The following is a 22,855-nucleotide window of genomic DNA, read 5'->3' on the forward strand; positions in this document are numbered from 1 at the left end:
GCACCCAGGCGGTGTGCTCGTCGCGCAAATCCATCTGTGAGCAGTTCACGGATCTTTCGGGCATCCGTGCGGTTGGTCTTGGCGCGCTTCTTGGGTCAACCGGCCGCCGCCGTGTCGGCGGGCTCGGCCAGTTGCACCTCCACGCCGGCATGGTGGCATTCCTCGACCACGAACCGCCAGCCGGTGCATCCCTCGACCGCCAGCAGTGCCGTTGGCCCAACTCACCCGCTCAGGCACGGAATTCCTCTCGCGTCGCGGGCACGATCTTGCCGTGCTGCACATCCCCGGTGCTGGTGTCCGCGCAGTCGAAGGTGATCTGCCTGCGATGTACGTCCAGCCCGCCTACGATGGCCACGACGTGGCCTCCTCATGTTCCCGAAGACAGTGGCTCACCAAGCATCGTGCTCCGAACGGAGCAGTCAGCCCATGAGCCGGGGAGGCCCCTCCGGCATGTCATCTTTTTCAGGGGCATCAGCGGCCTACCGGGAACGGCGCCGCAGCTCTTCGGTCCGGTCGGAGGTCGCGCTCATCCCCGGTTCAACTCGAACCAGACGACCTTCCCGGTGCTCAGCCGTGTGGCCCCCCACCGTCGGGCCAGCCGATTGACGAGGTAGAGCCCGCGCCCGCCCTCGTCGGTGGCCCGGGCCTGCCGCAGCCGCGGCAACTGGGGCACGTCGTCGCCGACCTCGCAGCGCAGCACATCGGTGCGCAGCAGTCGCAGCGTGACCGGCCGGGAGGCGTACCGCACCGCGTTGGTGACGACCTCGCTGACCAGCAGCTCGACCGAGTCGGTGAGTTCCTCCAGGCCCCACCGGGCCAGCGCCCGTCGCGCGAGCCGGCGGGCCCGGCCGGGGGCGGCGTCCTCCGGCTCCAGGAACCAGTACGCCACGTCGCTCGGCGCGATCCCGTCGAAGCGGGCGGCGAGCAGCGCGATGTCGTCGTCGCGGTCGCCGGGGCCGAGCATGTCCAGGACCTCGTCGCACAGGGCTTCGAGGGGCGGCGGATGGTCGGGGCCGGTGAGCTGCGCGGTGGCGGCGAGCTTCTCGCGCAGTTGCTCTATGCCGGTCCACACGTCGCGCAGACGGGACTCGACCAGGCCGTCGGTGTAGAGCAGCAGGGTCGCTCCGGCCGGCGCGTCCAGCTCCACGGCCTCGAAGTCGACGCCGCCGACGCCGATCGGGGCGCCCGCGGGCACGCGCAGTACCTCCGCGCGGCCGCCCAGGTGGAGCAGGACGGGCGGCGGGTGGCCGGCGTTGGCGATGGTGATGCGGTGCGAGACCGGGTCGTAGACGGCGTACAGACAGGTCGCCATGCGGTCGGTGCCCAGGCGCTGGGCCTGTTCGTCGAGGTGGTGCAGGACCTCCTGCGGGGGCAGGTCGAGGCCGGCGAGGGTCTGGGCCGTCGTCCGCAACTGGCCCATGATCGCGGCCGATGTCATGGAGTGGCCCATGACGTCGCCGACGACGAGCGCCACACGGCTGCCCGGCAGCGGGATCGCGTCGTACCAGTCGCCGCCCACCCGGGCCGTCTCGGCGGCCGGAAGGTAGCGGGAGGCCAGCCGTACGCCCGTCGGGCGCGGCAGCGTCTCCGGGAGCATCGTGCGCTGCAGCTCGTCGGCGATGTACGCCTCGCGGCCGTACAGCACCGCCTTGTCGATGCCGAGGGCGCTGTGCGTGGCGAGCTGGGCGGCGACCAGGAGGTCGTCCGGCTCGAAGGCCAGGCGCTCCGGGCGGCGCAGGAACACGGCGGCGCCGATGACGCGGCGCCGGCCGCGCAGCGGGGCGAGGATCGCGCGCTGGCCGTCCGGGATGATCAACTCGCCGTCGTCGCCGAGGAGTTCCGGCAGGGCGGCGCGGGCGGCGGGAGCGTCGGCGAAGACGGGCCGTACGCCGCGCAGCACCTCCGCGAGCGCGCCGCCGGGCCGCACCTCGCACAGTTCGGCGGTGACGGCGGACAGCTCGGCCAGCTCGGTCGGCTCCGGCTGCTGCTGTGCGGGCAGGAATCCGGTGTCGCTGTCGCGCTCCTCGGGGATGCGGTCGGTGCGGCGCAGGCGCAGCACGACGGGCCCGGTGGGGCGTTCGTCGCCGACCGGCAGCGGGTCGCGCAGATAGACGAGGATCGCGTCGGAGAAGGTCGGCACGGTCGCCCGGCACAGCCCCATCACGATCTCGTCCAGGTCGATGCCGCGGGCGATCCGCCGAGTCGCGGCGCCCACGAAGCGCAACCGGTCACCGTCCCGGCGCATGGGCGTGGGCCGGCCGCCGGGCGCCAGGCTCTGTCCGGAGCGCCGCTCGGCGGACCCCGGCGGCTGCTCGGTGCCGGGCTGGGGCGGGATGGCCTCCGGAACGGGCCGCGGCCGGTGGGCGTCGGGCTCGGCGGCGACGGAGGGCTGCGAGTGCTCGGGGCCGTTGCCGGCGATGACTGGGGGCTCCTTGCTCGGGCCGGACGGCGTGGTGGTGCCCGGCGTGGAGGGGGTCTCTCCGGTGCGCGCCTGCGCGGGTAAGGCGGCGGCGCCCGGGGGATGCGGCGGCGTGTTCTCGTGCGGCGCCGGTGGTGTCGAGGTACGCACGAGCGCCCCGCGGGACTCCGCGGGGTCGACGCCCGTCTCGGGGCGTTCGAAGGAGGTCGGCTGCTCCGTCACGCCTTTCGAATCCATCCGTCCGGGGCTGCGCGCCGCGCGTGCAGTTCGTCCCGCCGAAACTCCGATACCCGCAATACGTGCCCCAGGAACGGAATTCCCGCGTGGCCAGAGGCAGTTCCTGTGCCGCCGGTGGAGCGTCCGCCCGTGCGGGCGGTGCTCTGGTAACCCTCGCTCACGTCCTGCCGCCCCTCGGTGACGATCGGTCAAGCCCGGCGCGCACTCCGGTAGTTGTCCTTGCGCACCCTTGCGGAGGACGATCCTACGTTTGTTGCCCGGGGGCGCATCAAGGGTCTCACGAGGACATGTGCGCGGGCGTGCGATCCCAGTCCTCAGGCAAAGAAGGTACAGCCCAGGAGGGATCCGGGCGCCAGTTCTGCCATCCGTCGGCGAACGGCGGCCCCCAGGCGCGGATCACCTCCACCGCCCCGAGCCCGGCCTCGCGCACCCGCGCGGCCAGCCGTTCGTCCATCAGACCGTCCCGCTGGGCCTGCGCGAACTCGTCCTCGTCCCGCCAGTGCCAACTGCGGTCCGGGTGCACGGAGATGTCCAGGAAGTGATCCTCGGAGTCGACCCCGCCCGCCCAACGGGCCAGCGGCTCCTCAAGATTCACGTACCAGTTCTTGAACCGCCACCCGGGCTCCCAGAACAGCCACACCGACCACGGCTCACCCGGCCGCGCCAGCTTGAGCACCCCGGTCCCGAACCACCGGTCGCGCTGGACGGAACGCGGCTTGGTGTACCGCGTCTGAAGCGGCTCCCGGTGCACCGACGTCCCGTCGGCGAGCACCGGCTTGACACACTCCGTCCCGGGGGCGAGCCATACGGCCAGAATGTCCTCGTCGTCGTGTACGACGGTGACCGGACGCGCGATGTGGAAGCGACGGCCCGCGTTCTCCCGGTACCGCCACAGGATCTGCGTCCCGGGCGCCCAGAAGCCCGTCGACCCGCCCGCTTCCACTTCCGTCGTCATCGCTCCACCGTCTGCCATGAACAGATATTAGGTGCCACAGGCATACGACGCTGCGGCGCTCGTCACGGTTCACGCCGTCGCGAGCATTGGTTACGGCCGTGTCATCCGCAGGACATCAAGGGCCTCGTCCAACTGCTCCAGGGTGAGGTCGCCGCGCTCGACGTAACCGCCCTCCAGGACGACTTGGCGGATCGTCCTGCGCTCCGCGAGGGCCTTCTTGGCGACCTTGGCGGCCTCCTCGTACCCGATGTACTTGTTGAGCGGGGTGACCACGGAGGGTGACGACTCGGCGTACTCCAGGGCCCGTTCGCGGTGCGCGACGATGCCGTCGACGGTGCGGTCGGCGAGCAGCCGGGAGGCGTTCGCGAGCAACCGGATCGACTCCAGCACGTTCTTGGCGATGACCGGAAGCATGACATTGAGCTCGAAGTTGCCTGCCGCTCCCGCGGTGGCGACGGTGGCGTCATTGCCGACGACCTGCGCGGCGACCATGAGCACGGCCTCCGGAATGACCGGATTGACCTTGCCGGGCATGATCGACGACCCCGGCTGCAGGTCGGGCAGGCTGATCTCGGCAAGCCCCGTGCGCGGCCCGGACGACATCCACCGCAGATCATTGGCGATCTTCGTCAGCCCGACGGCGATGGTCCTGAGCTGCCCACTGGTCTCCACGATCCCGTCCCGGGCGCCCTGCGCCTCGAAGTGGTCGCGGGCCTCGGTGAGGGGGAGGCCCGTGACGCGGGCGACTTCCTCGATGACAGCGGCGGAGAAGCCGGGCGGGGTGTTGATGCCGGTGCCGACGGCCGTACCGCCGAGGGGGAGTTCGGCGAGGCGGGGGAGGGAGGCGTGCAGCCGCTCGACGCCGTACCGGACCTGGGCGGCGTACCCGTCGAACTCCTGGCCAAGGGTCACGGGCGTGGCGTCCATGAGATGCGTCCGCCCCGACTTCACGACATCGGCGAACTCCTCGGCCTTGCGCTCCAGGGAGCCGGCGAGGTGCTCAAGGGCCGGGATCAGATCACGGGTGACGGCGGCGGTGGCGGCGATGTGGATGGAGGACGGGAAGACGTCGTTGGACGACTGTGAGGCGTTCACATGGTCGTTGGGATGCACGTCCCGCCCGAGCCGCTCGGTCGCGAGGGTGGCGATGACCTCGTTGGTGTTCATGTTGGACGAGGTCCCGGACCCGGTCTGGAACACGTCCACGGGGAAGTGCTCGTCCCACCGCCCCTCGGCGACCTCGCCGGCCGCCTCCTGGACGGCGTCGGCGATGTCCTTGTCGAGCACCCCGAGCCGCGCGTTCACCTTGGCGGCGGCGCCCTTGATCCGGGCCAGGGCCTCGATGTGGGCCCGCTCGATGCGCTGGCCGGAGAGGGGGAAGTTCTCGACGGCACGCTGCGTCTGGGCCCGCCACTTGGCGTCCGCCGGGACGCGGACCTCGCCCATGGAGTCGTGCTCGATGCGGTAGTCGCTCATACCGGGTACAGCGTGGGGGAGGGCGGGGTTGTTCCGGGATTGACCCGCTCGGGGGTTTCCTCGCCCCCGCCGCCCCTACCCATTCCCGTCCCCAGGGGCTCCGCCCCTTCGACCCCGCCAGGGGGCTCTGCCCCCTGGACCCCGCTCCTCAAACGCCGGACGGGCTGAGGATTTCAGCCCGTCCGGCGTTTGAGGACGAGGCCCGTTCAGGGCCGATGCGGGGGTGCTGGGGGCGGCAGCCCCCAGGGACGGGAACGGGTAGGGGCGGCGGGGGCGAAATCCGTCCCCGCGTGCACCCGACGCGCTACGCCAGCCCCGGCCCCCGCACCGGAATGGACGTGAACGTCGGCTGAGGCGCCGGGTCCTGGAAGAAGTCGTTGCCCTTGTCGTCGACCACGATGAACGCCGGGAAGTCCTCGACCTCGATCTTCCAGACGGCCTCCATGCCGAGCTCCTCGTACTCGACGACCTCGACCTTCTTGATGCAGTCCTGGGCGAGACGCGCGGCGGGGCCGCCGATGGAGCCCAGGTAGAAGCCGCCGTGCGAGCCGCACGCGTCCGTGACCTGCTTGCTGCGGTTGCCCTTGGCCAGCATCACCTTGGAGCCACCCGCCGCCTGGAACTGCTCGACGTAGGAGTCCATGCGCCCGGCGGTCGTAGGACCGAAGGAACCCGACGCATACCCCTGAGGCGTCTTCGCCGGCCCCGCGTAGTACACCGGGTGATCCTTCAGGTACTGCGGCATCTCCTCACCCGCGTCCAGCCGCTCCTTGATCTTGGCATGCGCGATGTCGCGGGCCACGACCAGCGGACCGGTGAGCGAAAGCCGCGTCTTCACCGGGTACTTGGTCAGCTCGGCGAGGATCGACTCCATCGGCTGGTTCAGGTCGATCCGCACCACGTCGCCGTCCGACTCCAGGTGCTCGTCCGTCGTCTCCGGCAGGAACCGCGCCGGGTCGGTCTCGAGCTGCTCCAGGAAGACACCCTCGGCGGTGATCTTCGCGACGGCCTGCCGGTCGGCCGAGCAGGACACGGCGATGGCGACGGGGCACGAGGCGCCGTGTCGCGGCAGGCGCACCACCCGCACGTCGTGGCAGAAGTACTTGCCGCCGAACTGCGCCCCGATCCCGATCCTCTGCGTCAGCTCGAAGACCTTCTGCTCGAGGTCCTCGTCCCGGAAGCCGTGCCCGAGCTCCGACCCCTCGGCCGGAATCTCGTCCAGGTAGTGCGCGGAGGCGTACTTCGCGGTCTTCAGGGCGTACTCGGCGCTCGTACCACCCACCACGATCGCCAGGTGATACGGCGGACAGGCGGCCGTACCCAGCGAACGGATCTTCTCCTCCAGGAACTTCATCATGGAGGCCTCGTTCAGGACGGCCTTCGTCTCCTGGTAGAGGAACGACTTGTTGGCGGAGCCGCCGCCCTTCGCCATGAACAGGAACTTGTAGGCGCCGCCGTCGGTGGCGTACAGCTCGATCTGGGCCGGGAGGTTCGACCCGGTGTTCTTCTCGTCCCACATGGTCAGCGGGGCCATCTGGGAGTAGCGGAGGTTGAGCTTCGTGTACGCGTCGTAGATGCCGCGGGACAGGGCCTCCTCGTCGCCGCCCTGCGTCAGCACGTTCTGCCCGCGCTTGCCCATGACGATCGCCGTACCGGTGTCCTGGCACATCGGCAGGACACCCGCCGCCGCGATGTTCGCGTTCTTCAGCAGATCCAGCGCCACGAACTTGTCGTTGCTCGACGCCTCGGGGTCGTCGATGATGCGGCGGAGCTGGGCGAGGTGGGCCGGGCGCAGATAGTGCTGGATGTCGTGGATGGCCTCCTCGGCGAGCTTGCGCAGCGCCTCGGGCTCCACCTTGAGGAACGTCCGCCCGTCGGCCTCGAAGGTGGAGACACCCTCGGAGGTCACCAACCGGTACGGGGTGGTGTCCTCTCCCATGGGGAGCAGATCGGTGTACGCGAACTCAGGCATCGGCGCCCATTCCTCACTCGACAGATGCGGCGGCTGGCCTCCATGGGCAGCGTCCACCAGCGTAGGCCGTGCCTCTGACAGAGAGCTTGTGAGGTAGTCCTCACTACGGGGCTATCGCGATCTATCGTGTTTAGGTACGCTGCTGCCGTGGACCTTCAGAAGCAGACCGCACCGGCACCCGTACCCGCCGCCACCGAGCTCCGCGCCTCCGACGCCGATCGCGACCGGATCGCCGACATCCTGCGCGACGCCCTGGCTGAGGGCCGCCTCACCGCCGACGAGCACGCCGAGCGCGTCGAGGGCGTACTGGCGGCGAAGACGGTCGGTGAACTGGACGTGTTCATACGGGACCTGCCCGCCGCCCACCAGCGCCGCGCCTCCCATCCGCCCGCCCCCGGCCGTCCGGCCCCGGACGCGATCCCGGACGAACCCGACGACAACGTGGTGGCGGTCTTCAGCAGTGCCGTCCGCAAGGGCCGCTGGCGCGCGGGCCGTCGTATCCACGCGTATGCGATCTTCGGCAGCGTGGAGATAGACCTCAGCGAGGCGCTCTTCGAGTACCAGCACGTGATGATCCGGGCGATCTCGTTCTGCGGCAGCGTCGAGGTCCGCGTCCCGGAGAACGTCTCGCTGCGCGGCACCGGCGGCGGAGTGCTCGGGGACTTCCAGGTGGACCACCTCGACGCGGAGGACGCCGCGGCGCCGGTCGTCCAGGTGGACGGCTGGGCCGTGCTCGGCAGCATCGAGGGCAGGCCGAAGCGGGGCAAGCTCGTCGCGGACATCCTCGACCGCGTTCAGCGCAAGGTCGACAAGAGTTTGCGCAAGCATCTGGATCGTTGACGGTTGTGAATCGGACCGGCCCTCTCCTCCCCTTCAGGCCGCCGACAGACCGGCACATCGGCGTGCAGGATCCCCCGAAATCCAGCGGTTCGGAACTGACTGCATAGGCGCGCGCACAGCGGGTAGACCTTGCTGCATCGTCTCTCGCTCGCGAAGCCGTCGTCAGGAGTAGACCGTGCTGCAACCGCCGCATTCGTCCCTGCAGGTAGCTGCCGTTCCGGCCCAGCGGGTGCCAGCGCGAGACAGGGATCAAGACTCCCCGTGGCATACCGAGGCGGTGTGCCGCCGCGACGAGGCCGGCCTCTTCTTCGCCCCCTCCAAGGAGCCCACCGCGGCCCGTCTCTCCCGTGAGGAAGCGGCCAAGCGGGTCTGCGCCCGCTGCCCCGTCATGGTCGAGTGCCGCGAACACGCCCTCCTCCAGCCCGAACCGTACGGGGTCTGGGGCGGCCTCACGGCAGCGGAACGCCGCGTGGTCCTGGCCAGGCGCCGCCGCCGCGAGATGGAACTGAAGAAGGCGGCGAGGACGGCGAACCGGATAGCACAGGCAGGCTGACAGGCAGAAAGAGGGCGCCCCCTCCGCACCGGGGGCGCCCTCTTGGCTGCTTCTGGCTACTTCGCCCTGTCGAAGTCGATCGCGCTGTACGCCCGCAACTTGCTCAGCCGGTGCTCGGAGTCGATCCTGCGCACGGTCCCCGACTTCGACCGCATCACGATCGAGTCGGTGGTCGCCGTCTCCGCCCGGTACCGCACACCGCGCAGCAGCTCACCGTCGGTGATCCCGGTCGCGACGAAGAACACGTTGTCCCCGGCCACCAGATCGTCGGTCATCAGCACCCGGTCGAGGTCGTGCCCGGCGTCGATCGCCCGCTGCCGCTCCTCGTCGTCCTTCGGCCACAGCTTGCCCTGGATGGTCCCGCCGAGACACTTCACCGCACAGGCCGAGATGATCCCCTCCGGCGTACCGCCGATGCCGAGCAGCATGTCGACGCCGGTGCCCTCGCGCAGCGCGTAGATCGACCCCGCGACATCGCCGTCGGAGATCAGCTTGATCCGCGCACCCGCGTCCCGGATCTCCTTGATGATGCCCTCGTGCCGGGGCCGGTCCAGGATGACCACGGTCACGTCCTCCGGCGTGGACCGCTTCGCCTTGGCGACCCGCCGGATGTTCACGGCCACCGGCGCGTTGATGTCGACGAAGTCGGCAGCGTCGGGGCCGGTGACCAGCTTGTCCATGTAGAACACGGCGGACGGGTCGAACATCGACCCCCGGTCCGCGGCCGCGAGCACGGCGATCGCGTTCGGCATGCCCTTCGCGGTCAGCGTGGTCCCGTCGATCGGGTCGACGGCGATGTCGCACTCGGGCCCGGTCCCGTCGCCGACGCGCTCCCCGTTGAAGAGCATCGGCGCCTCGTCCTTCTCGCCCTCACCGATGACGACGACGCCGTTCATCGACACGGTGTGGACGAGGGTCCGCATGGCGCGCACCGCGGCACCGTCGGCGCCGTTCTTGTCGCCGCGCCCGACCCAGCGGCCGGCGGCCATCGCCGCCGCCTCAGTCACACGGACCAGCTCCAGGGCGAGGTTGCGGTCGGGAGCTTCGCTCGGGACTTCCAGCTCGGACGGCAGATGATGATGATTCTCGGTCATCGAGGCGCACCTTTCTGATACGACGACGGCCGGATGAGGGTGACGTCCCTGACTCTATCCTCGGGCATGCAGAATGAGCAGGGGACCCCACGGATGAGCAGGCGGGGCACCTGCGACGATAGGGGGCGTGGCAGGTTCGAACGGTAAGCAGAAGTCGGTCCGCAACATGGTCCTCTCCCTCGGAGTGACCCTGCTCGCGGCGGGAGTCATCTACATCTTCGTCCCCCATGACGACAGCGCCCCCGACCTCCCGCGGGTCGACTACCGCGTCGAACTGCTCACGGCCCGCCGCGCGGCGTCCTACCCCGTGGTCGCGCCCGAGGGCCTGCCCGACTCCTGGAAGGCGACGTCCGTCCGCTTCCGGGGCGACGACTTCGACGCCTGGCATCTCGGCTTCCACACCTCCGGCGGGGACTACGTCCAGGTCGAGCAGTCGGCCGAGAAGCCGACGACGTTCCTGGCGAAGGCCACCCAGGGCGCACAGGCGACCGAGGTCACCGAGAAGATCGGCGACCGGACGTGGACGCGCTACACGGGTGGCCGCTACGACGCGCTCGTGCACCAGGAGAAGGGCGCGACGACCGTGGTGGCGGGCACGGGGTCGTTCGAGCAGCTCGCGCAGATGGCGAAGGCGCTCGAGGCGAAGTGACGCTCCCCGCGTGACGCCCGCACGACGAAGGCCCCCGGCGCGCAAGCCGGGGGCCCTTTGTCATCCGTGGCCGGTTCGGACTGTCATCCGTGGCGGGTTCAGACCGTGGTGACGACCTGCTCGAAGTCCAGCCGCGGGGAGCGCGGGTACCAGGCGTCGGCGCCCGGCTTGCCGATGTTGACGACCATCAGCGGGGTGTGGTCGTCGTCCAGGAACTCCTTGCGGACGCCCTCGAAGTCGAAGCCGGTCATCGGGCCGGCGGCCAGCCCGGCGGCGCGGATGCCGACGATGAAGTACGCGGCCTGGAGGGCGGCGTTCATCCCGGCGGCGTTCTCACGGGCCGCGCGCTCGCTGAAGAAGACGTCCTTGGCCTGCGGGAACGCCGGGAACAGGGACGGCAGCTCCTCGTGGAACTCGTTGTCCGCGGAGAGGATCGCGACCAGCGGGGCGGTGGCGGTCTTGGCCTGGTTGCCCTCGGCCATGTGCCGCACCAGGCGCTCACGGGCCTCGGCGGAGCGGACCAGGGTGATGCGCAGCGGGGTCTGGTTGAAGGCGGTGGGGCCGTACTTGACCAGGTCGTAGATCGCCTGGACCTGCTCCTCGGTCACCGGCTCGTCGGTGAAGGTGTTCGCGGTGCGGGCCTCGCGGAACAGCAGGTCCTGGGCGGCGGGGTCAAGAACGAGAGACATGCGTGAACCTTCTCGGGTGTGCGTTGTGCGGCGTGATGCGTAAGCGGACCGGGGACCGGTTTCGCCATCGACGGTACGCGACACAAGTTCAAAGTTCAACAATGGCCAGGGTGCGGGTGATCCGCTTCACAACCCACGCTGCCCGCTGCCCTCTGTCTTCTGCCTACGACTCGCCCGCGCCGTCTTTCTGGCGCCCGGCCTCGGCCTCGGCCTCCTCGGCGAGCGCCGCGTCCAGGCGTGCCCGCGCCCCCTCCAGCCAGCGCCGGCACACCTTGGCCAGCTCCTCGCCCCGCTCCCAGAGCGCGAGGGACTCCTCCAGCGTCGTACCGCCCGCCTCCAGTCGCCGTACGACCTCGATCAGCTCGTCCCGGGCCTGCTCGTACCCGAGTGCCTCATCCACCTTGCTGGTCATGCGCCCACCCTATGTATCGCTTCCTGCATCGCCACGTGCGTCGCTCGGTCCATCGACTCGTACGGGGAACTCCCCCTCGGCGACCCGCGCCCGCAGCGCCTCGTCCGCGGTGACCTCGTCCGGGTCCCGCACCACATGCCCGTCGGCCTTCTGCAGCACCGCGTACCCGCGCTTCAGGGTCGCCGCGGGGGAGAGGGCCACCACGCGTGCGTGCGTGTGCGTCAGCTCGGAGTCGGCGCGGTCGAGGAGGTGGCCGAGGCAGCGCCGGCCGCGGTCGAGGAGCGCGGCCACATGGTCGGCCCGCTCGTCGATCATCCGGTGCGGATCCTGTATCGAGGGCCGCGTGAGGGCGTGCGCGAGCCCGCGCTCCTCCCGCTCGACGAACCCCTCGACACACCGCCGGGCCCGGTCGCGCAGCATCCGCACCCGCTCGTACTCCTCGCCGACATCCGGTACGACCTTCTTGGCGGCGTCGGTCGGAGTGGAGGCGCGCAGATCGGCGACGTGGTCCAGGAGCGGATTGTCGGGCTCGTGCCCGATGGCGGACACGACGGGCGTACGGCAGGAGGCGACGGCCCGCACGAGCTGCTCGTCGGAGAAGGGCAGCAGATCCTCGACGCTCCCGCCGCCACGGGCGACGATGATCACATCCACGTCGTCGATCTCGTCGAGCTCCTTCACCGCCTGCACGACCTGCGGCACGGCGTGCACACCCTGCACCGCGACATTGCGCACCTCGAAGCGGACCGCGGGCCAGCGGTGGCGGGCGTTCTCCAGGACGTCCCGCTCGGCGGCGGACGCCCGGCCGCACACGAGGCCGATGAGCTGGGGAAGAAAGGGGAGCGCCTTCTTCCGCTCCGGCGCGAAGAGCCCTTCGGAGGCGAGCGCCTTCTTCAGCATCTCCAGCCGCGCGAGCAGCTCGCCGACGCCGACGGGCTTTATCTCCGTGGCGCGCAGGGAGAGCTGGCCGCGCGGGGCGTACCACTCGGGCTTGGCGAGCACGACGACCCGGGCGCCCTCGCTCACCACGTCGGCGACGACGTCGAACACCTGCCGGTAGCAGGTCACGCTCACCGAGATGTCGTACGAGGGATCCCGCAGCGTCAGGAACACCACGCCGGCCCCCGGCCGACGCGACAACTGAGTGATCTGCCCCTCGACCCACACCGCCCCGAGCCGATCGATCCACCCCCCGATGAGCCGCGACACCTCACCGACGGGCAGCGGGGACTCCGGGGTCGTGTTCACAGCCATGCGCCGAGCGTAACGGCCCCCACCGACATCCCATCCGCCGATCACGTGATCTTCGGCCCGCCCAACGCACCCTTACGATGGGATGCATGACTGCTTCGTCTGGCCGCCGTGTCCTGCTCGCCGCCCCCCGTGGCTACTGCGCGGGTGTGGACCGCGCCGTGATCGCCGTCGAGAAAGCCCTGGAGCAGTACGGCGCTCCGGTGTATGTCCGCCACGAGATCGTCCACAACAAGTACGTCGTGCAGACCCTGGAGAAGAAGGGCGCCGTCTTCGTCGAGCGGACGGACGAGGTACCGCCGGGCAACATCGTCATGTTCTCGGCGCACGGCGTGGCCCCCGTCGTCCACGAAGAGGCCGAGCGCGGCAGGCTCGCCACCATCGACGCGACCTGTCCGCTGGTCACCAAGGTCCACAAGGAAGCCGTCCGCTTCGCCAAGGAGGACTACGACATCCTCCTGATCGGGCACGAGGGCCACGAAGAGGTCATCGGCACCTCCGGCGAGGCACCGGAGCACATCCAGCTCGTCGACGGCCCGTCCGACGTCGCCAAGGTCGAGGTCCGCGACGAGTCCAAGGTGGTCTGGCTCTCCCAGACCACCCTCTCCGTCGACGAGACCATGGAGACCGTCGACGCCCTGAAGGAGAAGTTCCCGCAGCTCATCTCCCCGCCCAGCGACGACATCTGCTACGCCACACAGAACCGCCAGCTCGCGGTGAAGCAGATGGGCGCCGAGGCCGAGCTGGTCATCGTGGTCGGCTCGCGCAACTCCTCCAACTCCAAGCGGCTGGTCGAGGTCGCCAAGCTGGCCGGCTCCCGCGAGGCCTACCTCGTGGACTTCGCGAGCGAGATCGACGAGGCCTGGCTGGAGGGCGTCACCACGGTGGGCGTCACCTCCGGTGCCTCCGTGCCGGAGGTGCTGGTCGAGGAGGTCCTGGAGTGGCTGGCCCAGCACGGGTACGGCGATGTGGAGCTGGTGCGGGCGGCCGAGGAGTCGATCACCTTCTCGCTGCCGAAGGAACTCCGCCGTGACCTGCGCGAGGAGGCGGCGGCCCTCATCGCCGAGCGGACCGGGGCTGCGGGCTCCGGCGACTGAGGGGAGTGACCGTCAGTCCTGCGTCGTAACGTAGGGCCATGCAGATCTTCGGCTTGGACATCGGTGGATCCGGGATCAAGGGTGCCCCGGTGGACCTGGACAGGGGCGACCTCGCGCAGGAGCGCTTCAAGGTGCTCACTCCGCAGCCGGCCACACCCGACGGGGTGGCCGACGGCGTGCGGCAGGTCGTCGAGCACTACGGCTGGACGGGCCCGGTCGGGCTGACCTTCCCGGGCGTGGTCACCGGCGGCGCCACGATCCGTACGGCGGCGAACGTCGACAAGAGCTGGATCGACACCGACGCCCGCGCACTGTTCAGCGAGCGCCTCGGCGGCCACCCGGTGACCGTGGTCAACGACGCGGACGCGGCCGGCGTCGCCGAGATGCACTTCGGCGCCGGCCGCGACCGCAAGGGCACCGTGATCCTCCTCACCTTCGGCACCGGCATCGGCAGCGCCGTCTTCATCGACGGCGCCCTGGTCCCCAACACCGAGCTGGGCCACCTGGAGCTGCACGGCCATGACGCCGAGAAGCGCGCCTCCAGCAAGGCCAAGGAGGACGAGGACCTGAGCTGGGAGCACTGGGCGCACCGCGTCCAGAAGTACCTGGCCCATGTCGAGATGCTGTTCTCGCCGGAGCTGTTCATCGTCGGCGGCGGGGTGAGCCGGAAGTCCCACAAGTTCCTGCACCACATCGAGGGCATCAAGGCGGAGATCGTCCCGGCCCAGCTCCAGAACAACGCCGGCATCGTGGGCGCGGCGATGCACGCGGCGGAGTCGGACGGCTAGGGGGGTGCCTTGAAGGCCCCGTGTGGTGCCCCCTGGCCGCCGCTCACGACGGCCGACGGCGGGCCGCCACCCGCCGGGCCACCAGCCGCACTCTCCGTACGATCACGACGAGACCGGCGATCAGCGTCCCCCCGTACAGCCACCCGGCCTCAGTGGCAAGGGCGGTCACGAGCCCCATCAGGCGCCCGCCGATCCCCCCGCCGCCGTCGGCCAACGGCACCAGCCCCACGGCGAACGCGATCGGCACGACCACCGGCGCGGTCAGCAGATCGCCCTCGCGCACCCATACGGCGGTCAGCGCACACACCGGCAGGAACAGCACGCCGTACAGCGTGAGCGACCCGAACAGCAGCGAGTCGAGGTAGCCGAGCAGCAGCATCACGGCCCCGCAGAACAGCCCGGAGCCCAGTCCCGTAAGCCGGGGGTCGGGAAACCGGCGAAGGGCCTGCGGCGCGTGGGGCGGCGACCCGGGGAGCCGTACGGCCGCGGCAGCCTGTTCCGCACTGGGCCGACGTTGGGAGACGGGACGGGTGGAGCGGGTGGGCTGGGCGGGGGCACGGGATGGCCGTCCGGGTCCGGCACCGGCTTCTGGGACACCGGATGGCCGTCCGGGTCCTGCACCGGCTTCTGGGACACGGGATGACCTCCCGGACCCGGCACCGGCTTCTGGCGCACGGGAGGACCGCCCGGATCCCGCACCGGCTTCTGGCACACGGGACGCCCGGCCGGATCCCGTACCGGCTCCCGGCGCACGGGACGAGCGACCGGCCCAGACGTCCCGCCTCGCACCACTCCCACGGCCCCCACGGTTTCCACGGCCCTCATAGCTCCCAAGGCCCCCGCGGCTCCCACCGTTCCCACCGCTCCCAAGGCCCCCACTCCGCACGAACCCACCACCCTCGCCGCGCCCCGCACGCCCCTCGCCCCGCTCCACACCAGCCCCGTCATCCCCGTCCGGCGCGAATCCGCGCTCGCCCCGCGCGTAACCGGCCTCGCTCCGCCCCGCACCACTCCCACCCCGCACCGCCTGCGGCGGCAACGGCGGCGGCGTACCGCGCGGCGACTCGTACCCGGCAGGTCGCGCCCTGTCTTGCTCCACTGGTCCAACCTAGGTCGGTTTATGTGGCGAATCGGCCCGCAGACACGCCTGGGGGCGGACCTTGGCCAGGTGTTCGACAGGGCCGCCGGGGCCGGGCCCGGTACGCCGTAGACTGGGGGATCGGCCCGTGCGTCTGCATCATCTGCACCGAAGATCGAAGAAGGACCGGGCCCGAGCCCAGCCCCTGAAGTCCTCTCACGTACGGGAAGTCGCAACGTGTCGCTCACGATCGGAATCGTCGGTCTGCCGAATGTCGGCAAGTCGACCCTGTTCAACGCCCTGACCAAGAACGACGTGCTGGCGGCCAACTACCCGTTCGCCACGATCGAGCCGAACGTCGGCGTGGTCGGCGTCCCGGACCCGCGGCTGACCAAGTTGGCCGAGATCTTCGGTTCCCAGCGCATCCTCCCGGCGACCGTCGACTTCGTGGACATCGCCGGCATCGTGCGGGGCGCGTCCGAGGGCGAGGGCCTGGGCAACAAGTTCCTGGCGAACATCCGTGAGTCCGACGCGATCTGCCAGGTCATCCGCGCCTTCAAGGACGAGAACGTCGTGCACGTCGACGGCAAGGTCTCGCCCAAGGACGACATCGAGACGATCAACACCGAGCTGATCCTCGCCGACCTCCAGACCATCGAGAAGGTCCTGCCGCGCCTGCAGAAGGAGTCGCGGATCAAGAAGGACATCGCGCCGAAGGTGAAGGCCGTCGAGGAGGCCAAGGAGATCCTGGAGAAGGGCGACACGCTCTTCGCGCACGGCATCGTCCAGGGCACGGAGCGCAATGAGCTCCTCCACGACCTGCACCTGCTCACCACCAAGCCCTTCCTCTACGTCTTCAACGTCGACGAGGACGAGCTGACGGACGACACCTTCAAGGACGAGCAGCGCGCCCTGGTCGCCCCCGCCGAGGCGATCTTCCTGAACGCCAAGCTCGAGGCGGACCTCGCCGAGCTGGACGAGGACGAGGCCCTCGAACTCCTCCAGTCCGTCGGCCAGGAAGAGCCCGGCCTCGCCACCCTCGCCCACGTCGGCTTCAACACCCTGGGCCTGCAGACCTACCTCACGGCCGGCCCCAAGGAATCCCGGGCCTGGACCATCAAGAAGGGCGCCACGGCCCCCGAGGCCGCCGGCGTCATCCACACCGACTTCCAGAAGGGCTTCATCAAGGCCGAGGTCATCTCCTTCGCCGACCTGGTCGAGACGGGCTCGGTGGCGGAGGCCCGCGCCAAGGGGAAGGCGCGGATGGAGGGCAAGGACTATGTGATGCAGGACGGGGACGTCGTGGAGTTCCGGCACGGAGGAACCTCTGGGAGTGGCAAGAAGTAGCAACAGTGGCAATCGAGCCCCTCCCAAGCCTCTCTACGATGCTCAAATGGGAGGGGCCTCTTTCTCTCCGGGGTGCGAGTGAAGCCGAGCCTGTCCGTGGGGGAGCAGGTCGCGCTCCTGGCCCGCCGTGGCCTCGTCATCGACGACGAAGGAGGTCTGCGCGGCGTTCCTCGGCTCGAACAACTACTACCGGTTCTCCGGATACGCTCGCTACTTCCAGCGAGCTCCCCACATGGGCGACGATACGTTTGCGCCCGGCACGACGTTCGCTGAGATCCGCCGCGTCTACGAAGCGGACGAGGCGCTACGCACCGCGCTCAGCCAACCTCTCGCGCGCGTCGAGCTCCTGCTGCGCACGCATGTCGCCCGGGTGATCGCCGATGGGCATGGTCCGTACAAGGATCGCCACATCCTGAGGTAGAGAGGCACCGAAGGTGACCGTGCCGACTACAGCAAGCTGCCCGTGTGGTCGCCGTTGAAGCGTGGTCGTTCGGAACGCTGTCCAAGGCCATCGAGCGCGGAGCCGGCGGCACGCTGGCCGACGCCGTGGCGACCAGCGTCGGGGTCGCGAGGGCCGGCTTCGCTTACCGTGTGAGGTCGTTGGTCTACCTGCGCAACCGGTGCGCCCACCACAGTCGGCTGTGGCACCACTCGGTCCTCTACAACCACGCTGCTGGAAGCCATCCCCTCGACCGTGTCCTGACCGAAACCGACCATCCCTTCGGAGACCGCAGCTCCAGGCCACCGCTCCCCGGAAACGCACGCCACTGGCCCTGGACCGACGTAATCATCGACGCCCTGGCACGGCTCGAAGCCCTCCCGAACCCTGGCTGACCAGGACTTTCCTTTCTGCGAGCAGCACGACCCCGCCGGATCCGTGGAACCCGGCGGCCAAACAACCGAAACGGCCCGCCCAAGAAACCGGCCGACCGTCACGAAAGATCGAGGTTAGTTCGCGCACTCAACCCAAATCGGGAGTTCGACGAGACCGTTCATGACCAAAGTATCGTGGAAACGCAGCTCTGACGGCTCCACGGTCAGGCCGAAACTCGTTGTTCCCGAGAGGAACACGCGCAAAGCTTGCGCCGCAATGAGACGTGTGACGGGAATACCCAGGCATGAATGCCGCCCGCGGCCAAACGTCAGGTATTCGAAATCCCGACCGCGAGTGGGGTCGAACCTGTGAGCATCAGGAAGCACTGACGTGTCCCTGTTGCAAACGTCCACCCCGATGACGAGCAAAGCTCCTGCGGGAACCGCGTACCCGCCTATCACGGATGGCTCCTTCGTCATCCGGTAGATCCCCCGCGCAATCGGGCTCGCGTACCGCTGCACCTCATGGACGAGGCCAGACAGCAGCGACTCGTCATCGCGTACGAGACTCTGAGTCCTCGGATCTTGCGCCAGGCAGAGGATTCCATTCGTGATCAGTGCCGCCAACACCTCGACACCCGACAGTGCGAGCAGTCGAGTGTTCGCCGCAACCTGTCGGTCGTCGAGAGAAGGGAGTTCCGCCATCAGGTCCGACACGAGGTCATCGGCGGGGTGAGCACGCCTGTCGCGCACCCAGTCGACGAGCGTGGCATCAAGTTCGCGCACCGGGTACCCCTGGTAAACCGCGGTCCTCAGGGTCGAGACGAGGTTTTCGTCAAGTCCAAGCAAACGCGACATGACACTGTCAGCGATGGGCACGCCGATCGACGCTACCGCGTCGAGCCTTCCCAGGGTGAGAGCGCTCTCGACCGAGTGCTGGACATCCTGAATCAGTTGTTCCGAGACATCGCGCACGCGAGCATCGATGACCCTCCGAAGTGCGCGCCGTACGCGACGGTGCTCTTCCCCATCGGTTTGGTTGACCGCGAAGACCATCTCGGACATCGCATCCGGATGCGACTCGTCCGGCTCGTCGAAAACGCTCGCCATGAGTTCGCCCGCGCTGCCGTAGGTCTCGACGTCGGACAGGATGCGGGTGGCTTCGCGGTGATCGTTGACGAGCAGTCCCAGCCCGGCCGTCCCCATGCGCATGGGGACGACAGCGGGGGCCGGATCCCCCGGCCCTCGCGACACGGTCCGTTCGTCGAGCGTCCTGCGGAAGAGGATGTGGCCTTCAGACACACCAGACTCCTTGTCTCACGGCGATGCCCACACCGTGGTCGCCGGCACGAAAGACGAGGTCGTGCAGTTCGAGAGCGTCCAGACTGGCCGCCTCGGCGGGGGTGAGCGTGCGCCCCCAGCGGCTTTCGTCGAGGACGGCCGCCGCCGGTTCCGAGCGGTCGACGTCGATGCGGCGGCGCTTCCCGTGGCGCGTGTCCTCGACGGCCAGGAACGTCGGACCGCGCCGGACGACCAGGGATCCTCCCTGCTGCGCCGACCACGCGAAGGAGCCGTCCGGCCGCCGCGGCGGGTCGAGGTGGCGGAGGCCCTCGACCTCAAGGGCGCCGCGGTCGCCGCTCCACGAAACCCGCAGACCGACCCCGCGGGCGTCACGGAGCAGCGCGATCAAGGAGACGAGTTCGGCGTCGCCCATCTCCGGCATGGCGAAGTGGCCGGTCAGCCGGATCCCGGCGTATCCCGACCGGGTCAGGGCGACGAGGTCCTCCCTGCTTCGCACCGAGTGGAGACCCACCGGCGCGAAGAGCCTCCGGCGGTTCGACCGCCGCTCTGCTGTCTGCTTCGTCACCAACGCAATCCCGTCGCGAGCGCCAGATAGGTGGAGTCCTCATGGAAGACGATGCCGAGCTCCGTCCAGTTCTCGACGAGCTCTTCGAGCTGACCGTCCCGCACGGCGATACCGAGCGAGCGCATCGCGGAAGCGAGCGCGGGAAGCGTCTTGCCCTTGGCCAGCGCCCGGTACGCCTCGGCTTCGAGACCCGGCCGGAGCACCAGCTCACGGGGGGGCCAGGTGGGCCGGTCGTCGATGACGACGAGCGAGTCGTCCGGCGCCGGCAGGGCGACCAGCCGGGAGACCGGTGCGGTGTCCTTCCAGTTCGCGACCGCTTCGCGCAACAGCTCGCCCGTCTCGGGGGAGAGGCCGGCGGGCTCGGACTCGAACACGTAGACGAGGTCGTCGAGGCCGTCCGCCACCCCCTCGTAAGCGCTCACCAGGTTGAGCGAGGGGCCGAGAGCCTGGAGACCGAGGGCGGGATCGTCGAAGTAGGGGCTGAAGCGTTCCAGTTTGATCGGGAACGCCCCGGCGGGCGGCGTCAGGTGATGGAGGGCCGGGAGCGAGTCGATCAACGCCTCGTAGTCGCTGTCCTGCTCCCCGGGGAAGCCCACGAGGATGTTCCACGACGGGTAGATCCTGCAGGTGGCGCAGTCCCGCAGGAACCGCACGTTCTGCCACCCGGTCACCCCCTTGCGCATGATGCGCAGGATGGGCGTGCAGAGGCTCTCGACACCCGGCTGCAGCTGCGTGAAACCGGCGCGCGCCAGGGACTCCAGCTGACTGAAGTTGAGGTTCGACTTCACCTCGGCGAACAGCCGGACGTCCCATTCGGCGGGCAGCGCCAGATCCGTGGTCAGCTGCACGACGTGCTCGGGCGCCAGGATGTTGTCGGAGAACACCAGGTCGAGCACGTTGTGCCGGCGGATGGCCCGGCTGGCCTCCGCCTGCACGCGCTCGGCGGGCTTCGCGCGATGGGTCATGGCCGACCCGTTCAGGCCGCAGAACGTGCAGTGATGCTTCGCGCCCCACCAGCAACCGCGGCTGGCCTCGAGGGGAATCTTGACGTCGATGAACGGAGCGGCCGGAGACTTCCCCAGATCGCGGAAGTAGTGATCGTAGGTGGGCTCCGGCACCACGTTCATGGAGACGGGCGTCCGCCCGATGGGGTTGCTGACCGTGGCTCCGTCGACGTCGGACCGCCAGCACAGGCCGGGCACGGCACGCAGCAGTCCGTCGTCCTTCTTCCCGTCACCGCTGCGGCATTCCGCGATGTGGGCGATGAGCGGTGCGATCGAGTGCTCCGCCTCCCCCCGGATCACGTAGTCGAACTCTGGGCGGGCGCGGTGGACCGCTGTGCCCTGGACGCCGTCGCAGTTCGCCCCGCCGAGGATCGTCACGACGTCCGGCCGCAGCTCCTTGACGCGGTGCGCGAGCGCGAACGAGGCGATGTTCTGGTCGAAGGTCGTCGTCAGCCCCAGGACGTCGGCGTCCGATGCCACGAGGTCCCGGGCCAGCTCGTCGATGAAGGCGGGCGCCGCGCGGAACATCGCGCAGTAGGCGTCGACGTGCTCGCTGTCGCGCACGAGGTCGTAGAAGCTCGTGTGGCGCGGGTCGACACCGGGGCGGAAATAGCTGGAGAAGACCCATTCGCCGACCCCGAACACTTCGGCGTCGACGATCAACTCGTAGTGCCCGCGTTCGAGGCCCGCCTCCCGGACCAAGTAGTCGAGCCACCGGATGTTGCCGTAGACGACGTCGAGCTTCTCGACCTCTCCGCGCCGCTCGAACAACGGGGCGATCGTGCTCAGCGCCAGGGAGGGCATGTCGACCACGGCCCAGGGCATGCAGACCAGCGCAACCGAAAGGGCGTCCTCGTGCACGACCGGCGGGGTGAGATCCGGCACCGGTTGTTTGTGCCCGATCTGCATCAGTTCCACTTCGGCTCCTCATCGATCAGGGGCGTTGTCGAGACGGGCTGGTTCAGGATTCCTTCGGGTCGGCGGCCTGCTCGCTCCCGGTGGTCACCCGCGTTCCCCGGATGAGCACCGGGAGCCACAGGAGACACGCCAGCAGGGGGACCGCGGCGTAGACGGCCATGCCCACGCTGGAGCCCAGTCCGCCCATGAGCGCGCCGAGGACGAGATAGCCGATGCCGATGAGCGCCGACTCCACGAACGCGATCATCGACAGCAGGCTCGCCCGGTGGCGCGACGGGACCGCCTCGTTGAACACGTTGTCCACGAGCACGGCGGTGATCTCGGGAATTCCGACCAGGAGCAGGAACGCGGCGATGGTGACCCAGACGAGGCCGAGGCCGGTCAGGCCGAGGGCCGCGGCGAGCGCCAGGAGGGACAGCGGGGCGATGATCCGGTACCCGACGCGCCGGTCGGCGCGGTCCGACAGCAGGGGAGTGAGACCGCCGATGAAGAATCCCGCCGAGACGACCACACTGACCAGCGCGGTGCTCGCGCCCTGATCGGAGAGCGTCTTCTGGGTGAAGATGATGTACGGCGTCAGCGTCGCGTGCATCAGTCCGGACACCACGACGAGCGTCACGAGCGCCGGCGTGGCGACCCGGAGCATCGCCCGCCATGCCGTGGTGTCACCGTGCTCCTTCCCGGCTCCGTCCTGCTTGTCCACCGCGTCCGTGCCGCGGATCTCGGGCACCCGGGCCAGCAGCACCAGCACGGCCACGACGAGGCACGACGCCGAAGCGGCGTAGACGATTCCCCAGGAGAACCGCTGCAGCTGGCCGCCGAGGATGATGGCGACCCCCGAGGTGACCGTCCCGAGCATGGTGAACCGGGACCTGATCCTGACGTAGCCGCTCGTCGCGCCCCGGCGCACGAGCAGGTCGTACAGCAGGGCGGTGTCCGAACCGGACACGCAGGCCATGCCCACGCCCTGGCCGATGAACAGCGCCAGGAACAGCCAATAGTCGGAGGTCGCCACCTGACCGAGCAGGCATCCGGCCACCAGCACCTGGCCGATCACGATGCTGGCGCGCCTGCCGATCCGGTCGGCGATGATTCCCGTGGGCAGCTCCGCGAGTCCGCTGACCAGGAAGAGCAGGGTCTGGAGGAGGGCCACCTGCCCGGCGGAGAAGCCTTGCTGGTAGAGGAAGATGACGAACACGCCGCGCTGGAACATCGAGTTGGAGAGCACGGCGTAGAGGTAGAACGGGCGCGTGACGCTTCGTGCCGCGTCGACCGCCGCCGACCTGTCAAGGGCCTCCGTGGTGCCGGTCATGCTGCGGGTTCCCCCTGGTGACTCCGGTGGTCAAGGACGTTCTCCACCATCACGGGTGGACTCGGCTCCTGCTCGGCCTCGTTC

At 69.5% G+C, this 22,855-nt stretch carries 22 protein-coding genes; 8 read left to right on the forward strand and 14 right to left on the reverse strand.

Annotated elements, in window-relative coordinates:
* Positions 1-229: 229 nt before the first annotated feature.
* The 5 genes from ACP4J3_RS01620 to ACP4J3_RS01640 all read right to left on the reverse strand — a co-directional run bounded on the left by ACP4J3_RS01620 (position 230) and on the right by ACP4J3_RS01640 (position 7,059).
* A complete protein-coding gene (locus tag ACP4J3_RS01620) occupies positions 230-355 on the reverse strand; it encodes a hypothetical protein (protein ID WP_426529497.1) in 126 nt (41 codons plus the stop codon).
* A 171-nt stretch (positions 356-526) separates the two neighbouring features.
* A complete protein-coding gene (locus ACP4J3_RS01625) occupies positions 527-2,656 on the reverse strand; it encodes a SpoIIE family protein phosphatase (RefSeq protein ID WP_426529499.1) in 2,130 nt (709 codons plus the stop codon).
* A gap of 277 nt (positions 2,657-2,933) precedes the next feature.
* The gene (gene fomD / locus ACP4J3_RS01630) at positions 2,934-3,629 is read right to left on the reverse strand and encodes a cytidylyl-2-hydroxypropylphosphonate hydrolase (RefSeq protein ID WP_426529501.1); all 696 of its coding nucleotides are present in this window, start codon (positions 3,627-3,629) and stop codon (positions 2,934-2,936) included.
* 72 nt (positions 3,630-3,701) lie between these two features.
* Positions 3,702-5,087, reverse strand: a complete 1,386-nt coding sequence (locus ACP4J3_RS01635) for a class II fumarate hydratase (RefSeq protein ID WP_426529503.1) — start codon at positions 5,085-5,087, stop codon at positions 3,702-3,704.
* Between the two features lie 304 nt (positions 5,088-5,391).
* Positions 5,392-7,059: a fumarate hydratase gene (locus ACP4J3_RS01640; RefSeq protein ID WP_426529505.1), complete on the reverse strand. Its 1,668-nt coding sequence runs from the start codon at positions 7,057-7,059 to the stop codon at positions 5,392-5,394.
* A 147-nt stretch (positions 7,060-7,206) separates the two neighbouring features.
* Here ACP4J3_RS01640 and ACP4J3_RS01645 point away from each other — a divergent pair, with 147 nt between their 5' ends.
* Positions 7,207-7,899: a DUF1707 SHOCT-like domain-containing protein gene (locus ACP4J3_RS01645; protein ID WP_426529507.1), complete on the forward strand. Its 693-nt coding sequence runs from the start codon at positions 7,207-7,209 to the stop codon at positions 7,897-7,899.
* A gap of 175 nt (positions 7,900-8,074) precedes the next feature.
* Complete coding sequence (locus ACP4J3_RS01650; RefSeq protein ID WP_426529509.1) at positions 8,075-8,452, forward strand: WhiB family transcriptional regulator; 378 nt, start codon at positions 8,075-8,077, stop codon at positions 8,450-8,452.
* 56 nt (positions 8,453-8,508) lie between these two features.
* Here ACP4J3_RS01650 and glpX read toward each other — a convergent pair whose 3' ends face one another.
* Positions 8,509-9,546, reverse strand: coding sequence for a class II fructose-bisphosphatase (glpX, locus tag ACP4J3_RS01655; protein WP_426529511.1), 1,038 nt, complete (start codon positions 9,544-9,546; stop codon positions 8,509-8,511).
* A 127-nt stretch (positions 9,547-9,673) separates the two neighbouring features.
* Here glpX and ACP4J3_RS01660 point away from each other — a divergent pair, with 127 nt between their 5' ends.
* Positions 9,674-10,195, forward strand: a complete 522-nt coding sequence (locus ACP4J3_RS01660) for a DUF4245 domain-containing protein (RefSeq protein WP_426529513.1) — start codon at positions 9,674-9,676, stop codon at positions 10,193-10,195.
* A 98-nt stretch (positions 10,196-10,293) separates the two neighbouring features.
* On the opposite strand, the gene ACP4J3_RS01665 is transcribed toward ACP4J3_RS01660, so the two are convergent.
* From ACP4J3_RS01665 to xseA, 3 genes are all read right to left on the reverse strand, one after another.
* Positions 10,294-10,884 (reverse strand): malonic semialdehyde reductase, encoded by a 591-nt coding sequence (locus tag ACP4J3_RS01665; protein WP_426529515.1) that lies wholly within the window; start codon positions 10,882-10,884, stop codon positions 10,294-10,296.
* A gap of 163 nt (positions 10,885-11,047) precedes the next feature.
* Positions 11,048-11,296, reverse strand: a complete 249-nt coding sequence (locus tag ACP4J3_RS01670; protein WP_426529517.1) for an exodeoxyribonuclease VII small subunit — start codon at positions 11,294-11,296, stop codon at positions 11,048-11,050.
* A 9-nt stretch (positions 11,297-11,305) separates the two neighbouring features.
* Entirely contained in the window at positions 11,306-12,550 is a 1,245-nt protein-coding gene (xseA, locus tag ACP4J3_RS01675) for an exodeoxyribonuclease VII large subunit (protein ID WP_426529519.1), read from the reverse strand.
* Between the two features lie 86 nt (positions 12,551-12,636).
* Between xseA and ACP4J3_RS01680 the strand changes: the two genes are divergently transcribed.
* On the forward strand, positions 12,637-13,644 hold the full coding sequence (locus tag ACP4J3_RS01680; protein WP_426529521.1) for a 4-hydroxy-3-methylbut-2-enyl diphosphate reductase: 1,008 nt from the start codon (positions 12,637-12,639) through the stop codon (positions 13,642-13,644).
* A gap of 38 nt (positions 13,645-13,682) precedes the next feature.
* Positions 13,683-14,432 (forward strand): polyphosphate--glucose phosphotransferase, encoded by a 750-nt coding sequence (ppgK, locus tag ACP4J3_RS01685; RefSeq protein WP_426529523.1) that lies wholly within the window; start codon positions 13,683-13,685, stop codon positions 14,430-14,432.
* Positions 14,433-14,475: 43 nt separating this feature from the next.
* Here the strand turns inward: ppgK and ACP4J3_RS01690 are convergent, their stop codons facing one another.
* Positions 14,476-15,144 carry a DUF6542 domain-containing protein gene (locus tag ACP4J3_RS01690; protein WP_426529525.1) on the reverse strand — a complete coding sequence of 223 codons (669 nt, stop codon included), beginning with the start codon at positions 15,142-15,144 and terminating at the stop codon, positions 14,476-14,478.
* Positions 15,145-15,747: 603 nt separating this feature from the next.
* Here ACP4J3_RS01690 and ychF point away from each other — a divergent pair.
* The 3 genes from ychF to ACP4J3_RS01705 all read left to right on the forward strand — a co-directional run bounded on the left by ychF (position 15,748) and on the right by ACP4J3_RS01705 (position 17,691).
* Complete coding sequence (ychF, locus tag ACP4J3_RS01695; RefSeq protein ID WP_426529527.1) at positions 15,748-16,857, forward strand: redox-regulated ATPase YchF; 1,110 nt, start codon at positions 15,748-15,750, stop codon at positions 16,855-16,857.
* Positions 16,858-16,984: 127 nt separating this feature from the next.
* Positions 16,985-17,278: an Abi family protein gene (locus ACP4J3_RS01700; protein WP_426529529.1), complete on the forward strand. Its 294-nt coding sequence runs from the start codon at positions 16,985-16,987 to the stop codon at positions 17,276-17,278.
* Between the two features lie 44 nt (positions 17,279-17,322).
* Complete coding sequence (locus tag ACP4J3_RS01705; RefSeq protein ID WP_426529531.1) at positions 17,323-17,691, forward strand: Abi family protein; 369 nt, start codon at positions 17,323-17,325, stop codon at positions 17,689-17,691.
* Between the two features lie 114 nt (positions 17,692-17,805).
* Here ACP4J3_RS01705 and ACP4J3_RS01710 read toward each other — a convergent pair whose 3' ends face one another.
* The 4 genes from ACP4J3_RS01710 to ACP4J3_RS01725 form a co-directional block, all read right to left on the reverse strand.
* Positions 17,806-18,972 carry a cytochrome P450 gene (locus ACP4J3_RS01710; RefSeq protein ID WP_426529533.1) on the reverse strand — a complete coding sequence of 389 codons (1,167 nt, stop codon included), beginning with the start codon at positions 18,970-18,972 and terminating at the stop codon, positions 17,806-17,808.
* A complete protein-coding gene (locus ACP4J3_RS01715; RefSeq protein WP_426529535.1) occupies positions 18,965-19,468 on the reverse strand; it encodes a DUF5825 family protein in 504 nt (167 codons plus the stop codon). The genes ACP4J3_RS01710 and ACP4J3_RS01715 overlap by 8 nt, the downstream gene beginning before the upstream one ends.
* Before the next feature lie 65 nt (positions 19,469-19,533).
* Positions 19,534-21,450, reverse strand: coding sequence for a RiPP maturation radical SAM C-methyltransferase (locus ACP4J3_RS01720; protein WP_426529778.1), 1,917 nt, complete (start codon positions 21,448-21,450; stop codon positions 19,534-19,536).
* 52 nt (positions 21,451-21,502) lie between these two features.
* The gene (locus tag ACP4J3_RS01725; protein ID WP_426529536.1) at positions 21,503-22,771 is read right to left on the reverse strand and encodes an MFS transporter; all 1,269 of its coding nucleotides are present in this window, start codon (positions 22,769-22,771) and stop codon (positions 21,503-21,505) included.
* Positions 22,772-22,855 lie beyond the last annotated feature (84 nt).

Source organism: Streptomyces sp. UG1, from assembly GCF_049974585.1.
Taxonomy (GTDB): Bacteria; Actinomycetota; Actinomycetes; order Streptomycetales; family Streptomycetaceae; genus Streptomyces.